Below are 24,392 nucleotides of genomic sequence, written 5' to 3'. Positions count from 1 at the left end.
ATTTGTATAAGCCACTAGGATTGAAGTAGGCGGCGCTAACTCGCCAGGCTTTAAGCACTAAAATACTTAGATCTATCGGGTTTGCCCGACCTCTTATACGCTATACTCGACCGTATCAATGCATTCGATATAAACACCCTCGAGCAACCATTCAGTTGTTCAAGACTATGTTTAAACATTTGGGGAACATGAAAATTCGTTTTTTAGGTTGCACACTCTTTATTATTCTTGCTCTAAATGGCTGCCACCCTGAGGACGGCAGCAAGCCTGAAGAAAATGACACAAGAAACGAGGCAACGGAAGAAGCCTCAATGATTACTCAAAACCAACCTCAAGACAGTCACACAGAAAACGACAAAGAGATTAACCACTCTCTGATATCGATTGAAAAACAAGATCTTGCTGAAGGCAAATCAAACGAAAGAACTTCAAACGCAGAATCCGCCTTACCAGAACCAAACGCTGAAGCCGACAAACTGATCGAGTCCATCGGATTTGCGGAAAGCGAAGATGCTCTAACCATAGCAGCACCCGATGCAGAGGACATGCCTCCTGCCTGCGCCGACGCTACTTCGCCAGCCTCTGACACGCGCTCGATAAGCGATTCTGAGTTCTGCACCAAGATTGGAAACCGCCTTGCGAGCGTAAGTGAGAAAGCGTGCAAGACCTACAATTTACAGCCCACTGGCTGTAAATCCGTCTTGGGAACCCCTTTAATGCTTAAAGAATTTCCTCCACTAGAAGGCAAGGACCCGCTGGGCAAAGTTCTTCTTATTGGCGGAACTCATGGCGATGAGCTTACATCAGTAAGTGTGGTCTTCCGCTGGATAGGAACTCTTCGTGAATTTCACTCTGGATTATTTCACTGGCGAGTGCTCCCCGTTATGAACCCTGACGGCCTACTCAAACGCTCTGCTGAGCGCACGAACGAAAATGGGGTCGACTTAAATCGCAACCTTCCTTCAACCGATTGGGATAAAAACGCGATTGCTTATTGGCAAAACAAGAACGGAAAAGACCCACGAAAATTTCCCGGTGACCTACCTAACAGTGAGCCTGAAACTCAATGGTTGGTTGATGAAATCAAGCGCTTCAAGCCCGACGCTATTATCGCCGTCCATGCGCCGTACGGGGTCGTGGACTTTGATGCGCAGCAGCTTAACACAGCCCCCAAAAGCCTCGGTAAATTGCATTTAAACTTACTGGGCACTTACCCCGGCTCACTGGGAAACTACGCCGGAATAAATCTCAACATACCGGTTATCACGCTAGAGCTGCCCCACGCTTGGGAAATGCCCAGCGAAAACGATTCGGACAAAATTTGGGAGGATATCGTAAGCTGGCTCAAAAAAAATCTAGGCAACAATAAGAGTTTTTAGTTTTAACAAAACCAACAGTATCGTCCATAGAAAATAGAGTGCCTACCCCTCAAAAAGGATTTTCCATTGCCCGCTGTCTAAACGTTTCCAATATTGTTTTTTTTGTGTTTGCCCTGAGTAGTTATTGCTCAAATAATTCTGCGTATAACTAATGACGAACATGTCTTTTTCGCCTGGGTAAACGAACATTTCGTGGATATCTAAATCAACCTGAATAAAGGTCTTACCTTTATTCACTTTACGCTTAGCGTTAGCCCAACCTTTGAAATTAATGGCACCAAAATTCAGATCTTCTTGAACGTAATGGGACAAGTAAGCTTCAGTATCAATGCTCTCCCAGTCACGTCGCCAACGATCTACCACCGACAGAAACTCGTCTTTTCGCAACAGTAAATCACGACGGTCAACCCAATTAACTTGATCACTCAAGATTACGGGAGTTTTGGCCTCAGCACTCACAAATTGAGCAATATCGAGCAAATCATCGTTGCTCAGCACAAAACAGCCCTCACTGGTCCACGGGGAACGTGCGTACGTGCTTGACGGTGTTCCATGCAACCAAATGCCGTACCCAGTGCGCTTTAAAAAGCGATCAAGGCGATTTGGGTAATTAACCGGAAACGCGCCTTTGCCATACAGATCCGGAAGCCTTTGCCCTTCGATATATCGATTAACATGATAGACACCAATCGGCGTTTTATTATCGCCCTCAACCTGCTTACCATAACCCTGTGAACCAACGGACATGTAGTAGTCTCTTATCAGCTCAGCTTGGCCATCATTGTTCTCATAAACGTACAAACGCCCTTTCTGCATATCAGCCACGAGAACATACGGATGCTCACCAATATCGAGCAACGAGTCAGGAATCCTTTTGTGAGCGGCCTGATCAAAGTTCTTACTGTGCAACCATCGATTCTTGAGCTGATGAGACAGACCCTGAATTTCCTTGGCGGGAAGAGCTGATCCGGCACCAATTTCTGACAAATCGCCGCCCATCCCTTTTAATATGTCAGCACGGAGCAGGTGCCCTATTCGACTTTTAGGAAATCGCTTTAGGTGAACGTTAATCAAATCAAGCGCTTCTTCCAATTTGCCCGATTGAAGCACGGTTAACACGTTAATGATCGTGGGTTCATATTGGTCGTTTGCCTCTAACGCATGCAAACTATTTGATATAGCAACTCCGGTAGCCGAACTTTTATCAGCCATCACATTGTGACTCATCAGCGCCAATGCAAATGCACAAACAATACCGACTGACGTCCGTTCGACAGTGATCATCGACGTTAATTTCACTCGCCTATCCCTCGACTATCAGCGCTTAACAATTCGCTCACGTGTCACCTTGGCATTTGCCCAATCGCCACCATTCGGAACAGAAAAAGTAAGCTGTTTACGAATCGTGTCGTCGAGCGTATTTGAACGATAATGCTGGGTGAAGCTAACATTAAATTTTGCACCATCAACGTCAACACTAAAGTCTCTCACCTTAACCTCAATAAACCGCTTATTGGTCAACCTAACTTGTCTTTGATCGAGCCACTGCTGATGAGTTACCGAATTGTTTGGTCGATACCCAGACTTATAGAAGCTAACATAGCTTTTAACATCTTGAGTTGACCAAGCACGAGCCCAGGCTTTAACGAGAGAAATGGCTATCTCACGGCGCCCATTCATCAATTGGGGTTCTAAGCTCTGGGCCGCTGTTGCTGAAGGCTGCTGAGTAACGACATTACTCGCCACGATGACAGGTGGCTCCGTCGCTTGCTGTGCCTGCTTTACCTGATTTGAAAGATCGGCGTTAGCTAACACTAACTCGTTTATTTTGTTTTGCGAGTCTTGTAACGCGGACTCCTTACTGCCAAGCTCAATCCTTAATTTTGCCACCAAATCACTGTCTGCCAGCTCAGTGATTTTTCGGGATTCATCCAACTGAGCCTTATAAATCCTAGACTGCTCTAAGGCCGTACTCAGCTTTTGATTCAAACTCGATAACTCGACTTCCTGCTCAGAGACAAATGCCTCATTCCTGGCTTTAAATTCAGCTAATTGCGCTTTGACAATCTCAAGCTCCGCGGCACCATCATTTAAAGCAACCGCGTTAGAACGCTGCTCCTCTAATAGCGAGTTAAGCTCGGAAATTTTTCCAGCCTGACTAAAGTCAGTCGATAGAGTGCTAACTTTTGGCAGACTTACTGCTACCTCCGACGCATCAGACGCTTCCAAAGCTTGCCGATAAGACTGTGCTGCTAACGCGCCATGAACTCGCTTAATACTATCAAAAAGAACTTTCGTGCTCTGATTGGCATTGGAAGCTTCGATTAAGGTCTCTCTGGCATCTTCGAGCTCACCAAGCTCAGCTTGCACCGCCGCCAAATTCACGTAGGGTTCAACAAAATTTGGATAATCTTGGGTGAGCAATTTAAACTCTTCGGCGGCCGATTCTCGCTCGCCTGCACTCAAGGTCTCGTTAGCCAATTTAAATCGTGTTTCTAGATCACGACTCTGGGGTTCATTTAACGATTTTCTTTCTATCTGAGCGACACGCGTCTCTTGCTTATCATCGCGTTCATTTGTTGCAACTAACGACCCTGTTACAGCATTAAACCCAACACGCTGAGCGGCCGCAGATTCCGGTATTTCTTCATCTGGTTCACCGCCGGGCCACAACCAGTAAGCAAGCACAACAAGAATCACGACCACCAAGGTTCTAAGAGGTAACTTTCCCATTTACTTTTAGGCCCCTAACCCTGCCCCAATTCCCAGATCACAACAAAACCCTAGGTTATTCTCGAAAACACGGAGTTTAAACCATCTTTGGCCAAAGTGTAGTCTCACAATCACATTTCTCGACTTAGGTCTTAAACACGACAAATTTAGTGTCCCCTGGGTTAATGCGCCTTTGCCCAGTTAATTCCAGAGCCCGCTTCAACCACTAATGGTACATCCAAATTAACAACACCTTCCATAATTTGACAAACATTTGCAGAAACTGAGTCCAGCTCCTCCTCTTTTACCTCAAAAACCAGTTCATCGTGGACCTGCATAATCATTTTAACGTCAGGGCGGCCATGAAAAGTTCGATCAACTTCAATCATTGCCATTTTAATAATGTCGGCAGCAGTACCTTGCATTGGCGCATTAATAGCCGTGCGCTCCGCATATTGTCTCATGTTGTGATTTTTAGAATTAATATCAGGTAAATACAAGCGGCGGCCAAACACCGTCTCCACAAACCCATTGTCTCTCGCAAACTCCCGGGTATGCTCCATATAGTCTTTGACGCCAGGGTAGCGTGCGAAATAGGCATCGATGTAATTTTGCGCCTGTTTACGCTCCACATTAATCTGCTTAGACAAGCCAAAAGCCGACATTCCATAGATTAAACCAAAATTGACGGCTTTTGCGTGTCTGCGTTGCTCGTCCAACACTTCGTCCAGCGGTACGTCAAATATCTCAGCAGCCGTCGCACGGTGAATGTCTAAGCCATTTTTGAATGCATTGACCAACGTATCATCCGCTGATAAGTGAGCCATGATGCGCAATTCGATTTGCGAATAATCCGCCGCCAACACTCTCGAACCGGGCTCCGCGATAAATGCCTCTCTAATGCGACGCCCCTGCGCCGTGCGGATAGGGATGTTCTGCAAATTCGGATCACTGGATGATAAACGCCCCGTTGCAGCTACCGCCTGATGATACGATGTGTGCACACGCCCCGTTTTGGAATTTATCATCACAGGCAATTTATCTGTGTAAGTGGATTTGAGCTTTCCTAAACTCCGGTGCTCTAATATCAGCCTTGGAAGCTCATGCTCAATGGCCAACTCTTGCAACACGTCTTCGGCGGTGGAAGGAGCACCTTTAGGGGTCTTTTTAAGAACAGGCAAACCCAAACGATCGTAAAGTACCTCTTGAATTTGTTTGGGAGAAGCCAAATTAAATTCCCCTCCGGCTAGCTCATAAGCCGTTTGCTCTGCTTTTTGCATGGTCATAGCTAATTCCTGACTCTGCTGCAAGAGCATATTGTCATCGATTAAGACGCCAACATCTTCAATGCGAGACAACACGGAAACCAAAGGCATTTCGATGGTATTGAAAATCCGATGCAAGGCTGGACTAGCCGTTAACTGCTGCATTAATCGATGATGCAGACGGAGTGTCACATCAGCATCTTCCGCCGCATAATGACCGGCTCTATCCAAATCCACTTGATCAAAGGTCAATTGAGACTTGCCTTTGCCGGCCACCTCAGAGAATGGCACCGGCGTATGACCTAAATGCTTTTCAGACAAGACATCCATACTGTGGCGTGAAGCAACACTGTCGATCACATAGGACTCAAGCATGGTATCAAACGCAACCCCCTTTAACTTAACCCCATAGTTGGCAAGAACACTCATATCGTACTTAAGGTTTTGTCCAATTTTAGGTAATTGTGGGTCTTCAAGAAGCGGCTTTAAAGCTTGTAAAACATAATCACGATCTAGCTGACTCGGAGCGCCCATATATGTGTGAGCCACCGGAACGTAAGCGGCAAAACCTGACTCGACCGAAAATGACACCCCGACCAGCTCAGCTTCCTGAGCATTGACTGACGTTGTTTCGGTATCAAACGCGAAACCCTCACTCGCAACCAGTTGCTCTAACCAGCCAGAAAAACTCACCTTATCTAGCACCAAGTCGTACTGGCCAGGCACGTACTCAGGCACAGGCTGATCACTGGAGCTTGTCACGGCCTCGCCCATCTCAGCTAACCATTTTTTGAACTGCAAAGCTTGATATATATCAATCAAGTCCTCTCGCGACGGTTCCTCCTGTCTTAACTCAGCAAGAGGAACCTCCAAGTCCATGTCACATCGAATTGTGACAAGGTCCTTTGAAAGGGGTAATTGAGGCAAAAAGTCGCGTAAATTTTCACCGACTTTCCCTCCTATCTTATCGGCATTCTCAACCACTCCGTCTAGGCTGCCGTACTCTAACAGCCATTTTACGGCTGTTTTAGGGCCAACCTTAGGCACCCCGGGAATATTATCCGATGTATCGCCCATCAACGCTAAGTAATCAATAATCTGATCAGGACGCACACCAAACTTTGACACTACGCCAGCCTCATCCATGATTACCTTTTTCATGGTGTCAATTAGGCTGACTTTATCGTTAACAATCTGAGCAAGATCTTTATCACCGCTAGCAACCAATACACTCTGACCTTGTGAACTGGCATGCTTCGCGTAGGCACCAATGACGTCATCAGCTTCCACACCTGGGGTCGCAACCAACGGAATTCCTAAAGCCTTAACTCCTCGATGAACGAATTCCACCTGACTGCGCAATTCGTCAGGCATTGACGGACGATTAGCCTTATAGTCCGAATACATTTCATGCCGAAAGTTCTTACCTTTAGCATCAAAGATTGCCACGATGTTAGAATTTGGATACTCAAGCATCAAACTCTTTATCATGTTCATAATGCCAAACACCGCCCCGGTAGGCTGTCCATCCTTTGTCTGCATGCGTTTGAGTTGCGGTACGTAGAATGCGCGGTATAAATAAGACGAGCCGTCTATAAGAATGTGCTGTGGTTGATCCATAGTATCCTGAAGGGAATGAAGTTTGGTCTGAACACGTATTGTGGTCATTTTTATATTCTTGCGGCCGATTTTAGTTAGCTATTGAGAGCCGCTGAACTCTATCCGTATGATACCATGATCAAAAATAGACTGGAGAGTTGCCATGAAAACATTAATTCATTTTTGCTCTATGCTGCTGATAAGTTTCTCACTAGCACTCAGCACAGTAATCGCCCAAACAGCACCCCCTCCAACATTCGGCGAGAGCACTAAGGGCGAGCCCGCCATACCCGAAACTGATCAAAATCAAGGTGAATCAAACGCCCAGAGCGCATCCACCGATGACGAGCCGGAAGCCTTATCCAACAACTTATTAGGTGAAGCCACTATCACGGAGTCTCGCAGAGAAAGTGGACAGGTATACAGAATCGAATTGGAGCACTCTTCGGGTAGCAAACAATACATAGAAGAAAATGACTCCGATGGGCAGATCGATTCAAACGGCATCGACCTCGAAGACACGCCGAACCTACCAAAATGGAAGCTGGGCTCTTGGTAAAATATCGTATAGTCTTAGGCGCTTTGGCAGCGCTATCCGTGACCGTTTTGCCAACCATTCAAGCAAAAGAAAGACAGGATCTTAGGCTCTATCGGATTAATAAAGACGGGATCTCAGATCGTTTTTGGTTTACGCGCGGAAAGGCCAGAAAACCTGGTTGCCACAATATTCTAAAGAAATCTCGGCTTCATCGTGCCGTCCAATTTGGATACCCTGCTTGTCACATTTACACCAGCAAGAATTGCACAGCCGACTCTGTGCTTACATTCAAACGAGACGGTGAAGAGGAGGAAACCAGTGTATTACTTGAAGGGTACAGCTGGTTTACCATCAGTGACAACGAGCGGGGCGTTCGAATTAAGAGTTGGCACTGTGGAGAATCTTTGATTGCCGAAGACGTAACACCAGAGGTCGAGTTAAGCGCTGACTAGGCTAAAGCGACGCTATTCGCCAACACTGGCTGAGTTAGACTTATTCTCTAGGGCTACCTACTTCGCGTAGCCCTACAACACCGAGATCCCAAGCTACTTGGTAATGTGCCCTAAAGCGAGATAATCGTGTGATTGCATTTCCTGTAGTCGGCTCATTGTGCGCTTAAATTCAAATTCATTACGACTGCCTGTGTAAAGAGAATCAACAGGCGCATCAGCCGAGATTATTAACTTCACATTGTGGTCATAAAAGACATCAACTAAGTTAATAAAGCGTCTTGCTTGGTCTTCTTTCAAACGGTCCAGCACAGGGACATTCGACAGCAAAATTGAATGAAAGCACATAGCCAATTCGATATAGTCAGCTTGTGATCTTGGGCCGTCGCAAAGGACATCGAAGCTAAACCATATTACGCCATCGGCTCGACGTATTGATTGCAGCTCACGACCTTCAACTTCTATTAGAGCATCGGCTATACCATCGTCTGGCGCTAGGTGCTCAAAGTTATACACCATACCTTCAGTCGCAGAAGCATTATTAGGCGTGAAGTACGTTTCGGCTTTATCTAAAAAGCGTAGCCTATAATCAATCCCGGAATCTATGTTTACTACATCTGTGAACTCATAGAGCATATCAATGGCGGGCATGAACAATTCGCGCTGCAACCCCCCTTTGTACAAGTTTTTGGGTTCAACGTTACTGGTGGCCACTAACGTGACGCCTTCAGCAAAGAGCACTTTCATCAACCTGGCAAGAATAACCGCATCAGCAACATCATGAACCACAAACTCATCGAAACAAAGAACACGTGTTTCTTTGGCTAAACGCTTACCAATGATTACCAACGGATCCTCTTGATCGCGCAACTGCTTTCGGTCAGCGTGCACTCTATGCATAAAACGATGAAAGTGCATTCTCATCTTGTTTTCAAAAGGGAGGCACTCAAAAAACGTATCGACTAGATAGGTTTTTCCTCGCCCAACGCCCCCCCAAAAGTAAAGCCCTTGAATAGGGCGTTTGGGAGCCGCTTTTTTCAACCCAATTTTTGTCAAAAAATTCGCCTCAATTGGCTTAAACTTAACCAGGTCATCATACAGGCGTTGCAAATTATCCACGGCAAGCTTTTGTGCCTCATCTGGCTCAAAATCCGGCTTTATTAGATCTTCCTGGTAACGAGATAAGGGCGTATGAGGCATTAGAACGACTGGATTATCATCACAATTTTGTTAATGTTGTCGCGTGAAGTTTAACTCAAACGCATGCAATCGGCGAATGCATGCTCTGCGATCGAATATGAACCCTAAGCATACACAAACATCCACATTGCTACTCCCCTACAACGGCATTACGCCACAAATACACAAAAGCGCGTTCATTGCGCAAAATGCGACAATCATAGGAGATACTCAAATTGGTGAACACTCGAGTGTTTGGTACGGCTGCGTTGTGCGAGGAGACGTCAACGACATCCGCGTCGGGAAAAGAACTAATATTCAAGACCTGACTATGATTCATTGTGCTGAGCTAGGCCAAGGTACGTATTTGGGTGACGACATTACGGTTGGGCACAGCGCCGTTTTACACGCCTGCACGATTGAAGATAATGCGTTTATCGGCATCCAAGCCTGTGTTATGGATGGGTGCATTGTGGAGCAAGGCGCCATGGTTGCAGCTGGGGCGCTTGTAACCCCCGGGAAGGTTGTAAGGTCGGGAGAAGTGTGGGCAGGTTCACCGGCTAAAAAGCTCAGAGATGTCAACGATCGCGATCTTGAGTTTTTCGAAACCAACCGCCTGCGCTACGTTCGCCTAGCCCAAGAGCACAAAAAACTAACCCTTTGATTCACAATTAGATCTATGTTTCTTTCTCAAAAAACTCCGTTTTACTATATTGCGTGCTTATTCGTGTTTTTCTTTGGCGGATTGTTTCAACCTGGAGATTGGTATGAAGGATTAACACGGGCGCCTTGGAATCCGCCTAATATCGTCTTCCCTATTGCATGGACTGCACTTTACACGCTGATTGCGATAGCAGGCCATCAAGCGGCAAAGTCAAGGGATGTTCGGCTGATTAGCATCTGGTGGGCGCAATTGTTGGTTAATGCAAGCTGGTCTTGGGTATTCTTTCACCAACACTGGGTATTGGTGGGTCTCATTATCCTGATCACTCTGCTGTTTCTAATAGGTTGGTTTATCGTGAGAAGCTACAAACTATCATTAACGTTGCCGGCCTTATTAATGACCCCCTACCTTTTCTGGGTCTGTTTAGCGTGCTCATTAAACCTATACATTTACCTTTACAATTAGCCCCCGCAATACTATTACGAGCAAAAAAAGGGCAGTGGCTCTCGCCACTGCCCTTCGACCTAGTTAAAGCGCGCTAACAACGTAAATCTAGAAGTCAACTTCACTTATTCCCCACCATTTGGCGGTCACCCCCACGCCATTACACCAGTCAAACACGTGGCTTGACACCTTCATAAACGATAGGCTCCCCTCAGATTAGTGCTGGGTAATGAGCTGGTTACCTGCGGTACCTAGCTCAATACATCGAACTATAGAATTGATACCCAGACAAAGAAATACCCCAAATGGGGTAACAGGACGGCTAAATCTAAGAAAATGAAATTTAAATAGACAATTGACTAGCGTCTAGTTTAACTTGTCACGGAAACGTTGTGCTGAGGCGAAATCACCAAGAGCTTCGTGAGCGTTTGCCATTAAATACCAGTTGCGTCTGCGTAAAGTGGCATCCCCGCCAGACAACGCATTAGACTTTGCCGCCAACTGAAGCGCCCCCTTCCACTCTTTTTGCTCAAACTTAATCTCGGCCAAACTCGCCCACAGCGATGCATTTCTGGGTTCTATCCTGAGGGCTCTTTCTAAAGCTCCTGATGCTCCGTCCCAATCCTTTGCTCTTTTTAGCTGTTGAGCAGATGCCAGCAATCGTGAAACCACAGGCGATATTGCACGATTATCGTCAAGCGTTTCGACGTTCAATCTGGGCTCATCAGGCAGCGGCAACGCCTCGCCATCCACCACAGCGCGATCTTCTATCACAGCAGGCTCTTGCGTAGGAACATCAATAGATGATGCACTGATACACCCAGTCAACATGGCGCCCCCTAATATCAGCACAGCAAACCTTGTGCGCTTAAGAGTACTGTGTAGGCATTTAGAGTTGCGACTTTCAGTCATTTTCATCATGTAAGTAATCATCGTATTTAATAGGACTGAGACGACACACCGCTTATTCGGGCCAATCTTCGAATCTTTACCTGGCTATGTTACGCCGAACACCCCCAATCATCCGAATATTTTTTTCCAGAAAGATTTTTTCTTTTTTCTCCTCTGGATCGGTTGTTCCTCACCTGCTGGTTCAAAATGTCGCTGCTCATCTCGACCTTGGTCATACTGCATCCGATGAGCGCAGGATATGTTACTCATTTCCAAAGAGGAAATTAGCATCGGTAACGTTCTGGACAGTTCGCAATCTCCAACCAAAGGATCCTCTGAATAAAACACCTCCTGGGAAACAATTTGCTCACTGTAGCTGAGTTCCAACCTCTGCTGAGGAATGTTTCGCATGATTCTCGACCACACACGGGCCGCCCCGCTCGCACCAGTCAAACCTGTCGGCCGATTATCATCTCGCCCAACCCAAACCACCGTCAAGTAATTACCACTGAACCCTGCAAACCAACTGTCTCTGTAATCGTTGGTTGTGCCGGTTTTTCCCGCCAAGCCGTAATCATACTTAAAACCTGATAACACAGAACGCCCCGTTCCATTTCTCACCACGTCTTGCAAAGCATAGTTAATAAGGTGTGTGTACTCAGACGAAATAGCTTGCTCGATATCCAAGGCATAGCGCGCAAGAGGCACATTTTCTTGACTCAGCACAGATCTGACTGATTTAACTGGCGTTTTGAATCCGCCTGAGGCCAATGTCAAATAAAGCCTACCAACATCTAACACCGTCATTGGAACGGCGCCAAGCAACATAGAAGGCAACTCCCTAATCGGCTTGTCGTGACCAGCTCGCTGAAGCGTGTCCGCCACACGATCTAACCCAAGCTGCATCCCAACATTAACGGTGGCCAAGTTGTACGAATTCGCTAATGCATCTAAAAGCATCACGTCCCCATGCTCGAGTCCATCGTAATTTTTAGGATTCCAGTCAACACTGCCTTTTTGTTTTACCGTGATGGCTTTGTCCTGCACGTAACTCGCCAATGAAAATACCTCAGGTTGCTCAAGCGCAGTAAGAAAAACGAAGGGTTTTAACAGCGACCCAACCGGCCTTTGTGCTTTGAGTGCCCGATTGTATCCGGCAAAGCTTGGGTTTCGATCGCCCAACATTGCCACCACTTCACCATTATCGGTTCGAATCACCACCGCCGCGGTTTGCAATTGGCCTGTCGCCATCTTTCGACTTTTCTCAATCTGCGATAATTCAACCGCAACGGACTGTTCAAGGCTTGACTGAATTCGAGGATCCAAGGTTGTGTGAATTCGAAGCCCCTCGCTATGAAGATCTTCTTGCTGGTATCCGTCCCTTAAGTTTTCCCGCACGTACCCTAGAAAACTGGGATAGGAAAGCGTTGCAGCTCTGCTCGCGTTAGGGCTCAAGCCCAACACCGTTGAACTGGCCACATTAAATTGATGTTGATCTACTTTGCCATCGCTCAACATTGCGCTCAAGACAACATCTCGCTTTTTCACTACGCGCTCAGGACGACGCAGCGGGTTATAACGACTTGGCGCATTATTTATAGCAACCAAAGTCGCTATTTCACTCAAGCTAAGCTCCCCCAAAGGCCTCCCGTAATAGTAGCGGCTAGCCAGTCCGAAACCATGAATAGCGCGATTACCAGCCTGACCAAGATTGACTTCGTTAATGTAAGCCTGCAGTATTTCATCCTTTGTATAGTGAACTTCTAAAAGCACCGCCATGATCATTTCCACGACCTTCCTGCGCACGGTGCGTTCAGAGGAGAGATAGTAGTTCTTTACCAACTGCTGCGTGAGTGAACTGCCACCACCACGCACTCTCCCTGAGGTCAGAGCTTGATAAGCTACCCGAGCCAATCCCTTAAAATTCACGCCAAAATGTGAATAATACTGTCGATCCTCATAAGCAATTAGGGCATCAATCAACGCTTGAGGGACGTCATCGAGATGAACCAATGTGCGATCCTCGTGCTTCATTGGGGACACACTGCCAAACAGCCGTGGTTCCAGTCTCACAATTTCGGTCTCAGTACGATTACCTATGCTATCGATAACATTGATACTCGACACACGGCCATCTCGAATCGAGAGTTTCGTTATTTGCTGCTTTCTGGCCTCATCCCAAAAGCGAAATGCTCGTTGATGGATGGCTAACTCCAGCTTACTCAATCGATATGTCCCCACCCGATTGATCTCATTTGCCTTGAGATAACCAAGCTCCTCAAGCTCGGACTCAACCACCTTCACATCAAACAACTGCCCTACATAGAGCTCCATAGGGCGGGTATAAACGTGAGCTGGCAACGCCCACTTCTGCCCTTCAAATTGCTCTCTTATCTGAACATCTAAATAGGCAGTGTAGCCAATAAAAATAACCAGCAAGACCAAAATAGTCCGCCAAAAAACACCTTTTAAACCTGAACCGACAGTGTGTAACATCCCTTTCGTGCGCGCTGCTACGCCCACCGAACCCCGCTTAGAGGAGCGGCCTTTATTTGCCGATGACCTTTTAGCCGCTTTCTTAGTAACCTTTTTGGAAACTTTCTTGCCCACGACTTTTTTGCGAGTCTTTTTTTTGCTCGCCTTTTTGATGTTTCTGTCAGTCATTTTTCTTCTAGTTTACACTGCGCCTCAATCGCATCGCTGATGGCGATTTAACCACACAATCAGTAAGTCACACAGCAAGGTGACTCTCCTGTAACCACTTAGCCTGTCAAGTTGACCATTCGTCAATTCATTTCATTATAAATCAAAGACTTAATAAACATAACTCAATTATTGCTTTAGTATTAGTTTGACACTAATTCGCCCCGCGAGCTATCATTCGCCAACTATGACGAGGACGTTCCAGTGACAACGACAATTCTAAACACTGAAATAGAACAATATTCTGACTGGCGAGAGCGAGTCAAAGCTGCTGTGCAGGGTCTAAGTAGCTTTTTGAAAAGTAATAATGTCACTGATTTGCGCACTCATCATCAGTTCGAATCTGTGCTTGGGTCGTTAGTGGATGACAACCTATCGGTTGCGTTTGTCGCCGAGTTTTCGCGTGGCAAATCCGAAATGATCAACACGATCTTTTTTGGACACTATAAACGCCGCATTCTTCCCTCCGGTTCGGGAAGAACCACAATGTGCCCTACCGAACTGCTGTACGACCCAAACCGCCCGGCCTCTATTCGGCTGCTGCCGATTGAATCACGTAAGAGTGAACGACCGCTTTTTGAATTAAAAGGCGATGACGATTTGTGGCAAGAAGTTGAATTTAATCCTGACGACGTAGACAGTGTCGCTGATGCTCTGAAAGGCATGACCGACAACAAGCTGGTCAGCAAAGCGTATGCAAAAGAATTAAAATTCGATTTACTTGAAAGTGAAGATGCTGAGATTGGGTTACCCGTCAATGAATATGATGAAGTTGAAATCCCCAGCTGGCGTCACGCAATAATTAATTTACCTCACCCTTTGCTTAAACAAGGGTTGGTCATCCTTGACACTCCAGGGTTAAATGCAATCGGCGCTGAGCCAGAACTGACGATAAATCAATTATCAACCGCACACACAGTAATCTTCATTCTGTCGCATGATACCGGTGTGACCTCCACCGATCTTGAATTGTGGGAGCAGCACCTTGATGGTGCTAAAAAGAAGAAAAAATCCAAAGGCGACGACCAAGGCCTAAACGCTAAAAACCAACGTAAACTCGTAGCCCTGAACAAAATTGATGCCCTCTGGGATGGAATTCGAAGCGAAATTGAAATCCAGAACGAGATTAATGCGCAGGTTACCTCCACCTCTAAAGCTTTGAACTTAGACCGGAACAATATTTTTCCCGTCTCAGCCCAAAAAGGCCTACTTGCAAAGCTAAATAACGACCAAGATCTTTTTCGCCGAAGCAACATTGGTGCGCTGGAAAATGCGATCGCTGAAAAACTGGTTCCCGAGAAACGTAGAATAGTGGTTGATAAGGTACGAGGGTCGCTAGAGAGCATTCTAGAGTCGGCTGGATCAATCATGAATGGCCGATTAAAAGACGTGGATGAGCACGTTGCCGAACTTCGGCAATTGAGCAGCAAGAATACTGACGTTATTTCTCATATCATGTTAAAGGTCCAGGCTGAAAAGTCATCGCTGGAAGTTGATATGCAGCGCTACCAGGCTTTACGCTCGGTCTACGCAAAGGAAACCACCAAACTAGCCCGCGTACTGGCCCCCGAACGTTTAGAAAAATTGATCGCTGTCACGAAACACAACATGGCAAAGTGTGCGACGTCGATAACATTGCAGAAGACTATTTCTAAGTATTTTGAGCGCCTTAATTACTATTTAGACTCCGCCATATCTCAAGCAAATGAAATTGCTGTCATGTCAGAGAGCATTACCCGTGATTTTGAGGCAGACCATGGCATTGCTAACTTTAAAGTCCGACGCTTACGACTTGAACGGTATAAGCAAGACATACAAAGGCTCGAATCAAAGCACAGCAACTTAAAAGAAACTCGCACATTGTTTTTTAGAGAGCAAATGTCCATCACAAACAAGTTTTATGATTCAGTTTGTGCAGCCTCCAGAAAAATATTCAGTCGTGCATTAAAGGATTCAAACACTTGGAACAATAACCTTATGGTGCCGATGGAAACTCACGTTAGAGAACACCATACGCAGCTAAGAAGACGCTTGGAAAGCGTTAAGCGTATCCATCGCGCGTCAGATACTGTCGAAGCGCGCTTATCTGAATTGGGAGTACAGCACGCAACATTGATCCGACAAAATGACGAATTTGTGACACTTCAGAGTAAGCTGTTGGAGCTGCTCGAAGAAGCGGAACAAGCGAATGTGGTGCCCGAAGAAGAAACCAAGGAAAGCGCTGAAATACTATATTGGGAGCACACCACCAAATTCTAAGCACAACATCAGCTCATCAATTTTTAATTATGCGTCAGAATTTGATCCCAAAGCTTATGCTATAGTTGGACGCTTATGGCACCAGCCGAAATATTTTCAACCTATTCCACAATCAGTATGCAAAAAGCTTTGTTAAAAATTGCACTTATCGCAACCAGCGTCTTCATTATTAGCGGATGCTCTTCTCATTATGGTGCGGCCAAAATTTTGTCCCAACCACCCGGCGCCGAAGTCATCAACTTGGATGATGGCACAGTTATCGGCGTTACGCCGCTCACGACGTGGTGGAAAGACTCCAGCGGCAATCGACAATACGTAGCCCTGAGAGTTCGCAAACCAGGGTTTGAAGAAAAAGTGTCTCACTTCTGGCTTAGCATGAGACACAAGTCTCAATCCTCCGCGAAAGAAAACCCTCAATTAGTTGAAATAACTCTCACTGAAAAGTAAAGAAGTTGGCGGATTAGACCAACTTAGATTTTAGGAATTGAATATGAAAAACGTTCGTTTTATCGCTATTGCCAGCCTATCAATGCTGTTAGTTGCATGTGGGTCTAGCAAAAAAAACATCGCCCTGAAAGTGCATTCTGACCCGCTGGGGGCGTACGCGTTGATGCAAGTTAAGTACAAAGGCAAAGAAGACTCTGACTGGATTTACCTTGGACCCACACCCGTTGTTCTTGACAAAAAAATCAGTTTTGACGGAGCTTCTAGCGTATCCCTAAAAATGATTAAATCGGGCTACCATGAGCAAGTTCGCACATGGGCAGCAAAAGACTTTTTGAAGGAATACCGACAACAAAAAAAGATCTCTTGGGTTCCAGCGTTGGTAAAGCAATAACCTAATATCTGGCTTGGGGTTAGTGAACTCGATTGGCCACTAACTCAAGACGAGTTTTGGAAGAACCGTCTCTTTTAGAAGGAGCGTCTCGAAGCCCGCACAATATGTAGGCTTAGCGGGCCCTAGAAGGTTTGTTCTTTCTCATTCTCTTCGGCGTATTCAGCGCCGGTTAGCTGAGTGTATTTTAGCTCAAGCTCCCGCTTCGATTCAGTGTGTTCAGGGTCAACCAAGATACAATCAACTGGGCAAACAACGATACACTGCTCCTTTTTGAAATGCCCTACGCACTCGGTGCATTTGCTGGACTCAATTTCGTAGATAAGCTCACCTTGATAGATCGCGTCGTTTGGACACTCTGGCTCGCAAACATCGCAATTAATACACTCATCTGTAATAAACAGTGCCATCGACTCAGCCTCTTATCGATTAGCTTTTTTGTTTAATATCGGCATACTTTTCCGCCAATTTGGTTTCAATATGCTTAGGAACGAAACTACTGATATCGCCACCGTAATACGAGATTTCGCGAACCAACGAGGATGAAATGAAGTAGTTTGACTCTTGTGGTGTCAAAAATATTGTCTCAACGTTGCTATCTAACCGCCTATTTGCGGATGCCAATTGAAACTCATATTCAAAATCTGACACCGCTCTCAAGCCTCGAATGACGAATTTCGCCTTCTTTCTAGCAACAAAGTTCACCAACAAGTCATCGAAACTCTCTACGTGAACGTGAGGTATGTCTTTGACAGCCTTATCAACCATATCCATGCGTTCTGACGCCGTAAACAAAGGGTTTTTACGCGGATTATCCGAAACGGCAATAATCACTTCGTCAAATATTTGCTCTGCTCGCGCCACTAAGTCCAAATGTCCATTGGTAAGTGGATCGAATGTGCCAGGATAAATCGCTATCTTTTTCATGCGCGCAGTATACCCCATCAATCACCAAGTGAGTATAGACGGTAGTTGCTTTGGCCCGCTCTTCCCTCACGATGCAAGGACCATTCATCAGGCACTGCCGGCGCTGACTGCGTAGCATCTTGCTCAATGTAGATGAAACACTCTGGTGCTAGCCACCCGGATTCAGACAAACCAACGATAATACTCTGCAGAACATTCATCGCGAAAGGCGGATCAAGGAATACCAAATCATAGGGAGCCCGAGGCGAACACTTTAAAAATTCAATAGCATCCATGCATTGCACTCTAGCCTGCTCCGAAGACGCGCCCAACACACTCAAATTTCGATCAATGGCACGCGCCGAAGGGCCTGACTTTTCAACAAAATCAACAAATTCGGCCCCTCGTGACAAAGACTCAAGACCTAAAACTCCAGTCCCAGCAAACAAATCCAAACAACGAGCCCCAGAAGTTTCGTACATTAACCAATTAAATAGAGTCTCCCTCACCCTATCAGTTGTTGGCCTCAAGCCTTCAGCATTCAACACTTCCAACCTTCGCCCTCGCCACTGGCCTGAAATAATGCGAATAGAGTTTGATTTAGCACGCTTGTTCATTGTGATTTTGTAGCTAATCCCTACAATATGACTTTAATTAAAGCCTATCAATTTTGTTGGCCAAACCATAACACAAGCTACCCAATGAGTGACACCAATACGCCACCTCAAGATCAAACAAATAACACCGATCAAAACCCCAAGAAAAAAACGGGTCTAGCGCGTTTCTTTTCAAGAAACAAAGATGACGAGCAGAAAAAAGATGCCGCCACTGAAATTCAATCAACACCCGCCACCGTCGAAGAAGGCCTTGATAAAAGTCGCGCTAGCTTATTGGGTAAGATCGGACACGTATTTAAGGGCTCGTTTGACCTAGATGATGACCTTTTCGATGACCTAGAAGAAGCCCTTATTACGAGCGATATTAGTGTGGACGCGAGTATCCGATTGGTTGAAAGTTTACGACAGCGTGTCAAAGAAGATAAAATTCAAGACGCAGAGGGTGTAATCTCGGCCTTGCGCAGGGAAATTGCCACTATGCTCAAGCCCGCCGAGCAAGACTGGGCCGTATTTAACCAAAGACCCTATGTGCTATTGATTGTTGGGGTAAATGGCGTAGGAAAGACCACCACTATTGCCAAAATCGCCAAACAGTTCCAGGATCAGGGCCGTTCAGTGCTGCTCGCCGCCGGCGATACGTTCCGCGCTGCAGCCGTCGAACAATTGCAAGAATGGGGCCGTAGAATGGACATACCTGTGGTGGCTCAAAAACACGGCGCAGACGCTGCGGCAGTGGCACACGACGCGTTAAATTCCGCCATAGTAAAAGGATCTCACGTTCTCATGATTGACACCGCAGGTCGATTGCACACCCAATCAGACTTGATGGAACAATTGCAAAAGATAAATCGTGTACTGGGTAATTTAGACCCATCGATGCCGCATGAAGTCATGCAAATTTTGGATGCGGGCACGGGTCAAAATGCGCTGTCGCAACTAGAGCATTTTCAAAAAGCAGTCGGCGTTAATAGTATTTGTCTAACAAAATTAGATGGGTCAGCAAAAGGCGGCGTCGCGGTATCACTGACCGAAAAGTTTAAACTTCCTATACGTTATATTGGAGTCGGCGAAGGCTATTATGATCTTCGTCCATTCGAAGCCGATGCGTTTGCTGACGCCCTGATACCAGATCTTAACAAATAGAGCATAACTGCCCATCGACCCCATGATTAGATTCAGCCATATCAACAAACGTTACCCCAACGGGCACGAAGCCCTCAAAGACGTAACATTTGATATTGAAGCAGGCGAAATGGTGTTTCTTGCAGGACACTCAGGGGCAGGAAAAAGCACGCTGTTCAAATTATTGACTCGAATTGAACGGCCCACATCAGGTCAATTATTTATAGATCAGCAAAACATTACACGACTCAGCGACTCGAAAACCCCCATGCTGCGTCGTGAGATAGGCGTCATATTCCAAGATCATAAACTGTTGATGGATAGAACGGTGTTCGATAATGTCGCTTTACCTCTAATCGTAATCGGAATGCCTCATGATGAGATCAAAAAGAGGGTCCGCGCAGCCCTCGGCAAGGTAGGCTTAAGCGGCAAAGAAAGCCAAAAACCAATCACCCTATCCGGAGGAGAACAGCAACGAGTAGGTATAGCACGAGCCGTGATAAATCGACCCAACATACTTTTAGCTGACGAACCAACCGGGAATCTAGACGAAGCCTTGTCGAATGAAATAATCGACATTTTTGCCGATTTCAATCAGGTCGGAGTAACGGTCATGATAGCCACTCATGATCTGCGGCAAGTTGAGCGCCTGAACAAGCGAACACTTCACCTTGAACAAGGCGAGCTAATTGGCGATTATCAACGGTCGCCAGTTTCGCAAGGAGGCGACAATGACTAGTTACTTCATACGCCACCTTCAAGTATTTTTCGCCACCCTTGGCGACATGGCCAGATCGCCAGCTGCCACTGTCAATACCGTTTTGATAATCGCAATTTCCATGCTTCTTCCTTGTTTGCTGTATGTGTTTGTGAAGAGCTCAGAGAGCTTGAGTGAAACTTGGCAGGGTCGCCCACAAATATCGGTATTTCTTCAAAAAGACGTAGATGATTCTGCCGCTCAACTAATATTCCAGGAAATTCAACTCCACCCAGATATCGAACTTGCTGAATTTGTCTCACCCGAACAAGCTCTCGAAGAGTTTAGATTGTTGTCAAACAGTGCCACCTATGAGCAAGAGCTCGCCTTTCTTGGCAGCAACCCTCTCCCTCCATCGATCGTGTTAATGCCCAATAAAGCGGCCGCCAGGTCGGCGCCATTGGAAGCATTAAAGAACCAACTTAGCAAAATTGAAGGCATCGAAACAATACGATTGGATCTAGCCTGGACAGAACGTTTCAGCGCCATCCTAGCTGTGATCACAAGAGCAGGCACCCTATTGAGCATTTTACTTGGCTTGGCGCTCGTGCTTATCGTGGGTAACACAATTAAACTGTTGATACACAACAGACGAGATGAGATCGAGATATCAAAACTCGTTGGCGGCACAAACTCCTTCGTACGTCGTCCTTTTTTGTATTATGGAAGCGCTCTCGGATTTTTAGGTGCTTGTACGACCTTATTACTATTATTGGTAACTTCAGGGCTGATTGAAGATCCGCTGTCTACCTTAGCCTCGATGTACCAGCAACAATCGTTGCTTCATAAACTGACTGTTCAAGAAGCAGTTTTCATACTGTTGACCGGCACGCTTTTAGGCTGGCTAGCCGCTAGATGGTCAGTTGCTCTGCATCTGTGGCGAATAAGACCCCAGTAACACGACAAGCGACCAATATAAGCCACCCAACATTAAACGTAGGTAAGGTTTGAAACCAAACAGGCTCCAAACGTATCTAAATATAGGTATGCACTGAAATAAAGCCATATATTTCAGGGTTTTACAGTTATAAAAGTTTTTGATTTACTCAGAAAACAAATTTATTAGCACTCCCAAAGCTAGAGTGCTAATATTATCTACGTAAGCAGCTAAATATGGTTTAGCTGCACAGTTAATAGAGAATCCGATCAAGTAATGATCTATTCCTAGGAGAAAATAAATGAGCAATACAGTACACGCATTGACCTTGCCTCAGGACGCCAATTTATCGGGCTTTTTGAAAGTGGCTAATAGCGCGCCTGTGTTATCAGCAGAGCACGAGGCTCAATTAGCAAGGCAATATCGCGATAACGATGATGTTGATGCTGCCAGAGAACTAGTTCTCTCACAATTACGCCACGTCATCCACGTAGCAAAGGGGTTTACCGGATACGGGTTACCCGTTTCTGATCTTATTCAAGAAGGTAATATCGGCTTGATGAAGGCCGTAAAGAACTTTGACCCAGAGCGCGGCATACGCCTTGTATCCTACGCTGTTCATTGGATTAAGGCTGAAATCTACGAATACGTTCTCAAAAATTGGAAGATCGTAAAAGTCGCCACTACCAAATCTCAACGAAAGTTATTTTTTAACTTACGTAAAGCTCGAAAATCATTGAGTGCAATGACAGAGCAGGAAACTCAAGACCTAGCAAGCAACCTTGATGTACCTGTCAAAACGGTGCGTGAAATGGAATTGAGAATGACGTCATCCGACGTTGCCTTCGATGGCCGAGACTCTGACGATGATGAGTTTTCAACTAGCCCTTCTGCGTACTTACCAGACATGCGCTATAACCCCGAAGAAGTGGTTAGCAAAACACAAACGAGCACCAACAATAAAAGCGCTTTACATAAAGCAATCGCTGGACTTGACGACCGCAGTAAAGACATCCTACAACGCAGATGGCTAAGTGAAGATAAAGCCACCTTACATGAACTTGCTGCAGAGTATGGCGTTTCTGCTGAACGTATCAGGCAGATCGAAAAGCGTGCTATGGAAAAAATGAAAGGACAACTGGTCGCGTAAGGTCTAGTAACTAACTTCAAGCATTGAGTATTAGGCTCTTTCGAAAGAAAGGGCCTTTTTACTGCTTACGATGAAAACAACGTCAAAGTGAAAGCGGGCGCTTTCCCGCTGTTTAAGATAAAAGTAGAATTTACATACCGGCTTTAGAGCAATGAGGAACAAGCATGAGTACTTATGACCTAGTAGTAATTGGTGGCGGATCAGGTGGTGTGAGAGCTGCACGCATCGCAGCAGGACATGGTGCTAAAGTCGCCATTTGCGAGGAGCACCGTTATGGGGGCACTTGCGTTATTCGTGGCTGCGTGCCAAAAAAAATGATGGTTTATGCGTCTCATTTTGCCGAGGAATTTCATGACAGTTCTTTCTATGGCTGGTCAACGACCGTCAACGAGTTTGACTGGGCCGCGTTAATTACAAACAAAGACAAAGAAATCGATCGACTGAACGGAATTTACATTAATCTGCTGAAGAATGCTGGCGTAGAAATACTAGACGGCACAGGAGAGCTGATTGATGCAAATACAGTACAAGTAGGGGATCGAACTCTTCATTCTGACAAAATTCTTCTAGCCACTGGTGGCACCCCCTTTATGCCGAACATCACGGGAATTGAGCATGCAATCAGTTCAAATGAAGTTTTCCATCTAGAACAACAACCGAAATCGGCTGTGGTCGTTGGTGGCGGATACATAGCGGTAGAGTTTGCCGGAATATTTAATGGGATCGGTACAGATACAACTCTCACCTATCGCGGTGATCAAATATTACGTGGGTTTGATAATGACATACGTGAGCACCTCGCCGGAGAAATCACGAAAAAAGGAATCGATCTTCAACTAAATAACAACGTGTCTTCAATCGAACTCACGGAGCACGGTCAAAGGAAAGTAAGCTTTACCAATGGTGATGTAAAAATCGTAGATTGCGTTCTTTTTGCCACTGGGAGAAATCCAGCCACCGATGCCCTACATTTAGATCGCGTTGGCGTTGAGGTCGGCCTTAAGGGAGAAATTGTAGTAGATAAATACTCTCGCACTAATATCGACTCCATTTTTGCAGTTGGAGACGTCACCGATAGAATCGCATTGACTCCGGTCGCAACGATGGAAGGCCATGCCTTCGCTGACACATTTTTCGGAAACAATGAACGAATAGCAGACCACGAAAACGTTCCCTCTGCGGTTTTTTCACAGCCTCCAATAGGTTCCGTTGGGTTAAGCTCCGAGCAGGCTAAAGAACAGTTCAATAATGTCGACACCTATACGTCTGAGTTTAAAATCCTAAAACACACATTAACGGATAATACGGAACGCACAATGATGAAACTCATTGTCGATGCCGACACAGACAAAGTGATAGGCGCACATATGGTTGGTCCTGACGCCGCCGAAATTATGCAAGGCATCGCTATCGCGATTAAAGCAGGAGCAACCAAAGCTGACTTTGATTCAACCGTAGGAATTCATCCAAGTACCGCGGAAGAGTTTTGTACCATGCGAACCAAAGATTAGCCATATAGTAACTCCAAGGCATGCCTATATGAAGTAGGCATGCCTAAGCATTCTTAGACTCTGCAAACCATAATAGTAACCCAATGACAAAATAATGAGATACAGAGAAGGCGAAATACCGAAAGAACAATTAGCTGTCCACGCCAGTGATGACATGTTGATTTTGACCGCTGTACTCGGTGTGTTAATCGGCATTGTGTTATTCATATTGGGCCGCATGGGAAAGCAGATGTGGATGTGGGTCTGGGGAATAGGTCTGATCATATGCAGCGTATATCTCGGGATCTCGATGTACTTTGACCTTACATTATTTGGATACTTCTAACATTCAATGATGGAATTTTGGATTTACTGAACGCCTTAGATTGCTAGCGATCTGATGCGGCCAGGAATGCCCTGATCAACACACGGAAATACAAGCTTTCAACTTCGAAAAAAGGAATGCCTCTAAAAAGAATGGTATTAATGATTTGGAATTGACTATCTACCAATAGGTAGATAAACTTCATCTCAGCAATAAACCCGGCTGGCAAAC

At 45.8% G+C, this 24,392-nt stretch carries 23 protein-coding genes; 14 read left to right on the top strand and 9 right to left on the bottom strand.

Features of this window, described 5'->3' with window-relative positions; all coding sequences use genetic code 11:
* Positions 1–188: 188 nt before the first annotated feature.
* The gene (locus ABWW54_RS08885; RefSeq protein ID WP_353411894.1) at positions 189–1,379 is read left to right on the top strand and encodes a M14 family murein peptide amidase A; all 1,191 of its coding nucleotides are present in this window, start codon (positions 189–191) and stop codon (positions 1,377–1,379) included.
* 42 nt (positions 1,380–1,421) lie between these two features.
* Here ABWW54_RS08885 and ABWW54_RS08880 read toward each other — a convergent pair whose 3' ends face one another.
* The 3 genes from ABWW54_RS08880 to polA form a co-directional block, all read right to left on the bottom strand.
* Positions 1,422–2,678: a L,D-transpeptidase family protein gene (locus tag ABWW54_RS08880; protein WP_353411893.1), complete on the bottom strand. Its 1,257-nt coding sequence runs from the start codon at positions 2,676–2,678 to the stop codon at positions 1,422–1,424.
* Positions 2,679–2,696: 18 nt separating this feature from the next.
* Positions 2,697–4,112 (bottom strand): L,D-transpeptidase Cds6 family protein, encoded by a 1,416-nt coding sequence (locus tag ABWW54_RS08875; RefSeq protein WP_353411892.1) that lies wholly within the window; start codon positions 4,110–4,112, stop codon positions 2,697–2,699.
* 161 nt (positions 4,113–4,273) lie between these two features.
* Positions 4,274–7,024, bottom strand: coding sequence for a DNA polymerase I (polA, locus tag ABWW54_RS08870; protein WP_502907787.1), 2,751 nt, complete (start codon positions 7,022–7,024; stop codon positions 4,274–4,276).
* Between the two features lie 94 nt (positions 7,025–7,118).
* Here polA and ABWW54_RS08865 point away from each other — a divergent pair, with 94 nt between their 5' ends.
* Positions 7,119–7,514 (top strand): DUF2782 domain-containing protein, encoded by a 396-nt coding sequence (locus tag ABWW54_RS08865; RefSeq protein WP_353411891.1) that lies wholly within the window; start codon positions 7,119–7,121, stop codon positions 7,512–7,514.
* A complete protein-coding gene (locus ABWW54_RS08860) occupies positions 7,508–7,945 on the top strand; it encodes a hypothetical protein (protein WP_353411890.1) in 438 nt (145 codons plus the stop codon). Before ABWW54_RS08865 ends, ABWW54_RS08860 begins: the two co-directional genes overlap by 7 nt.
* Before the next feature lie 93 nt (positions 7,946–8,038).
* On the opposite strand, the gene zapE is transcribed toward ABWW54_RS08860, so the two are convergent.
* Positions 8,039–9,142 (bottom strand): cell division protein ZapE, encoded by a 1,104-nt coding sequence (gene zapE / locus ABWW54_RS08855; RefSeq protein WP_353411889.1) that lies wholly within the window; start codon positions 9,140–9,142, stop codon positions 8,039–8,041.
* A gap of 97 nt (positions 9,143–9,239) precedes the next feature.
* Here zapE and ABWW54_RS08850 point away from each other — a divergent pair, with 97 nt between their 5' ends.
* Positions 9,240–9,785, top strand: a complete 546-nt coding sequence (locus ABWW54_RS08850) for a gamma carbonic anhydrase family protein (protein WP_353411888.1) — start codon at positions 9,240–9,242, stop codon at positions 9,783–9,785.
* Positions 9,786–9,800: 15 nt separating this feature from the next.
* A complete protein-coding gene (locus tag ABWW54_RS08845; protein WP_353411887.1) occupies positions 9,801–10,250 on the top strand; it encodes a TspO/MBR family protein in 450 nt (149 codons plus the stop codon).
* A 345-nt stretch (positions 10,251–10,595) separates the two neighbouring features.
* Here the strand turns inward: ABWW54_RS08845 and ABWW54_RS08840 are convergent, their stop codons facing one another.
* Positions 10,596–11,150, bottom strand: a complete 555-nt coding sequence (locus ABWW54_RS08840) for a tetratricopeptide repeat protein (RefSeq protein WP_353411886.1) — start codon at positions 11,148–11,150, stop codon at positions 10,596–10,598.
* A 99-nt stretch (positions 11,151–11,249) separates the two neighbouring features.
* Positions 11,250–13,784 carry a penicillin-binding protein 1B gene (gene mrcB / locus ABWW54_RS08835; RefSeq protein ID WP_353411885.1) on the bottom strand — a complete coding sequence of 845 codons (2,535 nt, stop codon included), beginning with the start codon at positions 13,782–13,784 and terminating at the stop codon, positions 11,250–11,252.
* A 243-nt stretch (positions 13,785–14,027) separates the two neighbouring features.
* Between mrcB and ABWW54_RS08830 the strand changes: the two genes are divergently transcribed.
* The 3 genes from ABWW54_RS08830 to ABWW54_RS08820 all read left to right on the top strand — a co-directional run bounded on the left by ABWW54_RS08830 (position 14,028) and on the right by ABWW54_RS08820 (position 16,920).
* A complete protein-coding gene (locus ABWW54_RS08830; RefSeq protein WP_353411884.1) occupies positions 14,028–16,082 on the top strand; it encodes a dynamin family protein in 2,055 nt (684 codons plus the stop codon).
* A 75-nt stretch (positions 16,083–16,157) separates the two neighbouring features.
* On the top strand, positions 16,158–16,529 hold the full coding sequence (locus ABWW54_RS08825) for a YgdI/YgdR family lipoprotein (protein WP_353411883.1): 372 nt from the start codon (positions 16,158–16,160) through the stop codon (positions 16,527–16,529).
* Positions 16,530–16,572: 43 nt separating this feature from the next.
* Positions 16,573–16,920, top strand: coding sequence for a hypothetical protein (locus ABWW54_RS08820; RefSeq protein WP_353411882.1), 348 nt, complete (start codon positions 16,573–16,575; stop codon positions 16,918–16,920).
* A 122-nt stretch (positions 16,921–17,042) separates the two neighbouring features.
* Here ABWW54_RS08820 and ABWW54_RS08815 read toward each other — a convergent pair whose 3' ends face one another.
* From ABWW54_RS08815 to rsmD, 3 genes are read right to left on the bottom strand one after another with little or no spacing between them, the layout of a single operon-like run.
* A complete protein-coding gene (locus tag ABWW54_RS08815) occupies positions 17,043–17,327 on the bottom strand; it encodes a YfhL family 4Fe-4S dicluster ferredoxin (protein ID WP_353411881.1) in 285 nt (94 codons plus the stop codon).
* A 19-nt stretch (positions 17,328–17,346) separates the two neighbouring features.
* Positions 17,347–17,844, bottom strand: coding sequence for a pantetheine-phosphate adenylyltransferase (coaD, locus tag ABWW54_RS08810; RefSeq protein ID WP_353411880.1), 498 nt, complete (start codon positions 17,842–17,844; stop codon positions 17,347–17,349).
* Between the two features lie 17 nt (positions 17,845–17,861).
* A complete protein-coding gene (rsmD, locus tag ABWW54_RS08805) occupies positions 17,862–18,440 on the bottom strand; it encodes a 16S rRNA (guanine(966)-N(2))-methyltransferase RsmD (RefSeq protein WP_353411879.1) in 579 nt (192 codons plus the stop codon).
* Between the two features lie 84 nt (positions 18,441–18,524).
* Here rsmD and ftsY point away from each other — a divergent pair, with 84 nt between their 5' ends.
* The 6 genes from ftsY (at position 18,525) to ABWW54_RS08775 (ending at position 24,182) form a co-directional block, all read left to right on the top strand.
* The gene (gene ftsY, locus ABWW54_RS08800) at positions 18,525–19,583 is read left to right on the top strand and encodes a signal recognition particle-docking protein FtsY (protein ID WP_353411878.1); all 1,059 of its coding nucleotides are present in this window, start codon (positions 18,525–18,527) and stop codon (positions 19,581–19,583) included.
* A 22-nt stretch (positions 19,584–19,605) separates the two neighbouring features.
* Positions 19,606–20,301, top strand: coding sequence for a cell division ATP-binding protein FtsE (gene ftsE / locus ABWW54_RS08795; protein WP_353411877.1), 696 nt, complete (start codon positions 19,606–19,608; stop codon positions 20,299–20,301).
* Entirely contained in the window at positions 20,294–21,217 is a 924-nt protein-coding gene (gene ftsX / locus ABWW54_RS08790) for a permease-like cell division protein FtsX (RefSeq protein ID WP_353411876.1), read from the top strand. The genes ftsE and ftsX overlap by 8 nt, the downstream gene beginning before the upstream one ends.
* Positions 21,218–21,497: 280 nt before the next feature.
* Positions 21,498–22,346 (top strand): RNA polymerase sigma factor RpoH, encoded by an 849-nt coding sequence (gene rpoH, locus ABWW54_RS08785; RefSeq protein WP_353411875.1) that lies wholly within the window; start codon positions 21,498–21,500, stop codon positions 22,344–22,346.
* Positions 22,347–22,510: 164 nt separating this feature from the next.
* Complete coding sequence (gene gor / locus ABWW54_RS08780; RefSeq protein WP_353411874.1) at positions 22,511–23,857, top strand: glutathione-disulfide reductase; 1,347 nt, start codon at positions 22,511–22,513, stop codon at positions 23,855–23,857.
* A 94-nt stretch (positions 23,858–23,951) separates the two neighbouring features.
* Positions 23,952–24,182: a hypothetical protein gene (locus ABWW54_RS08775; protein WP_353411873.1), complete on the top strand. Its 231-nt coding sequence runs from the start codon at positions 23,952–23,954 to the stop codon at positions 24,180–24,182.
* The last annotated feature ends 210 nt before the right edge of the window (positions 24,183–24,392 follow it).

Source organism: Arenicella sp. 4NH20-0111 (assembly GCF_040366405.1).
Taxonomy (GTDB): Bacteria; Pseudomonadota; Gammaproteobacteria; order Arenicellales; family Arenicellaceae; genus Arenicella.
Note: the sequence above shows the minus strand (reverse complement) of the source record. Positions and strands in the feature narration are given on the sequence as shown.

Coding starts and splice junctions, on each gene's coding strand:
- ABWW54_RS08885 (WP_353411894.1), top strand. CDS start 189: ATGAAAATTCGTTTTTTAGGTTGCACACTCTTTATTATTCTTGCTCTA.
- ABWW54_RS08875 (WP_353411892.1), bottom strand. CDS start 4,112: ATGGGAAAGTTACCTCTTAGAACCTTGGTGGTCGTGATTCTTGTTGTG.
- polA (WP_502907787.1), bottom strand. CDS start 7,024: ATGACCACAATACGTGTTCAGACCAAACTTCATTCCCTTCAGGATACT.
- ABWW54_RS08865 (WP_353411891.1), top strand. CDS start 7,119: ATGAAAACATTAATTCATTTTTGCTCTATGCTGCTGATAAGTTTCTCA.
- zapE (WP_353411889.1), bottom strand. CDS start 9,142: ATGCCTCATACGCCCTTATCTCGTTACCAGGAAGATCTAATAAAGCCG.
- ABWW54_RS08850 (WP_353411888.1), top strand. CDS start 9,240: ATGAACCCTAAGCATACACAAACATCCACATTGCTACTCCCCTACAAC.
- ABWW54_RS08845 (WP_353411887.1), top strand. CDS start 9,801: ATGTTTCTTTCTCAAAAAACTCCGTTTTACTATATTGCGTGCTTATTC.
- ABWW54_RS08840 (WP_353411886.1), bottom strand. CDS start 11,150: ATGATGAAAATGACTGAAAGTCGCAACTCTAAATGCCTACACAGTACT.
- mrcB (WP_353411885.1), bottom strand. CDS start 13,784: ATGACTGACAGAAACATCAAAAAGGCGAGCAAAAAAAAGACTCGCAAA.
- ABWW54_RS08825 (WP_353411883.1), top strand. CDS start 16,158: ATGGCACCAGCCGAAATATTTTCAACCTATTCCACAATCAGTATGCAA.
- ABWW54_RS08820 (WP_353411882.1), top strand. CDS start 16,573: ATGAAAAACGTTCGTTTTATCGCTATTGCCAGCCTATCAATGCTGTTA.
- ABWW54_RS08815 (WP_353411881.1), bottom strand. CDS start 17,327: ATGGCACTGTTTATTACAGATGAGTGTATTAATTGCGATGTTTGCGAG.
- coaD (WP_353411880.1), bottom strand. CDS start 17,844: ATGAAAAAGATAGCGATTTATCCTGGCACATTCGATCCACTTACCAAT.
- rsmD (WP_353411879.1), bottom strand. CDS start 18,440: ATGAACAAGCGTGCTAAATCAAACTCTATTCGCATTATTTCAGGCCAG.
- ftsY (WP_353411878.1), top strand. CDS start 18,525: ATGAGTGACACCAATACGCCACCTCAAGATCAAACAAATAACACCGAT.
- ftsE (WP_353411877.1), top strand. CDS start 19,606: ATGATTAGATTCAGCCATATCAACAAACGTTACCCCAACGGGCACGAA.
- ftsX (WP_353411876.1), top strand. CDS start 20,294: ATGACTAGTTACTTCATACGCCACCTTCAAGTATTTTTCGCCACCCTT.
- rpoH (WP_353411875.1), top strand. CDS start 21,498: ATGAGCAATACAGTACACGCATTGACCTTGCCTCAGGACGCCAATTTA.
- gor (WP_353411874.1), top strand. CDS start 22,511: ATGAGTACTTATGACCTAGTAGTAATTGGTGGCGGATCAGGTGGTGTG.
- ABWW54_RS08775 (WP_353411873.1), top strand. CDS start 23,952: ATGAGATACAGAGAAGGCGAAATACCGAAAGAACAATTAGCTGTCCAC.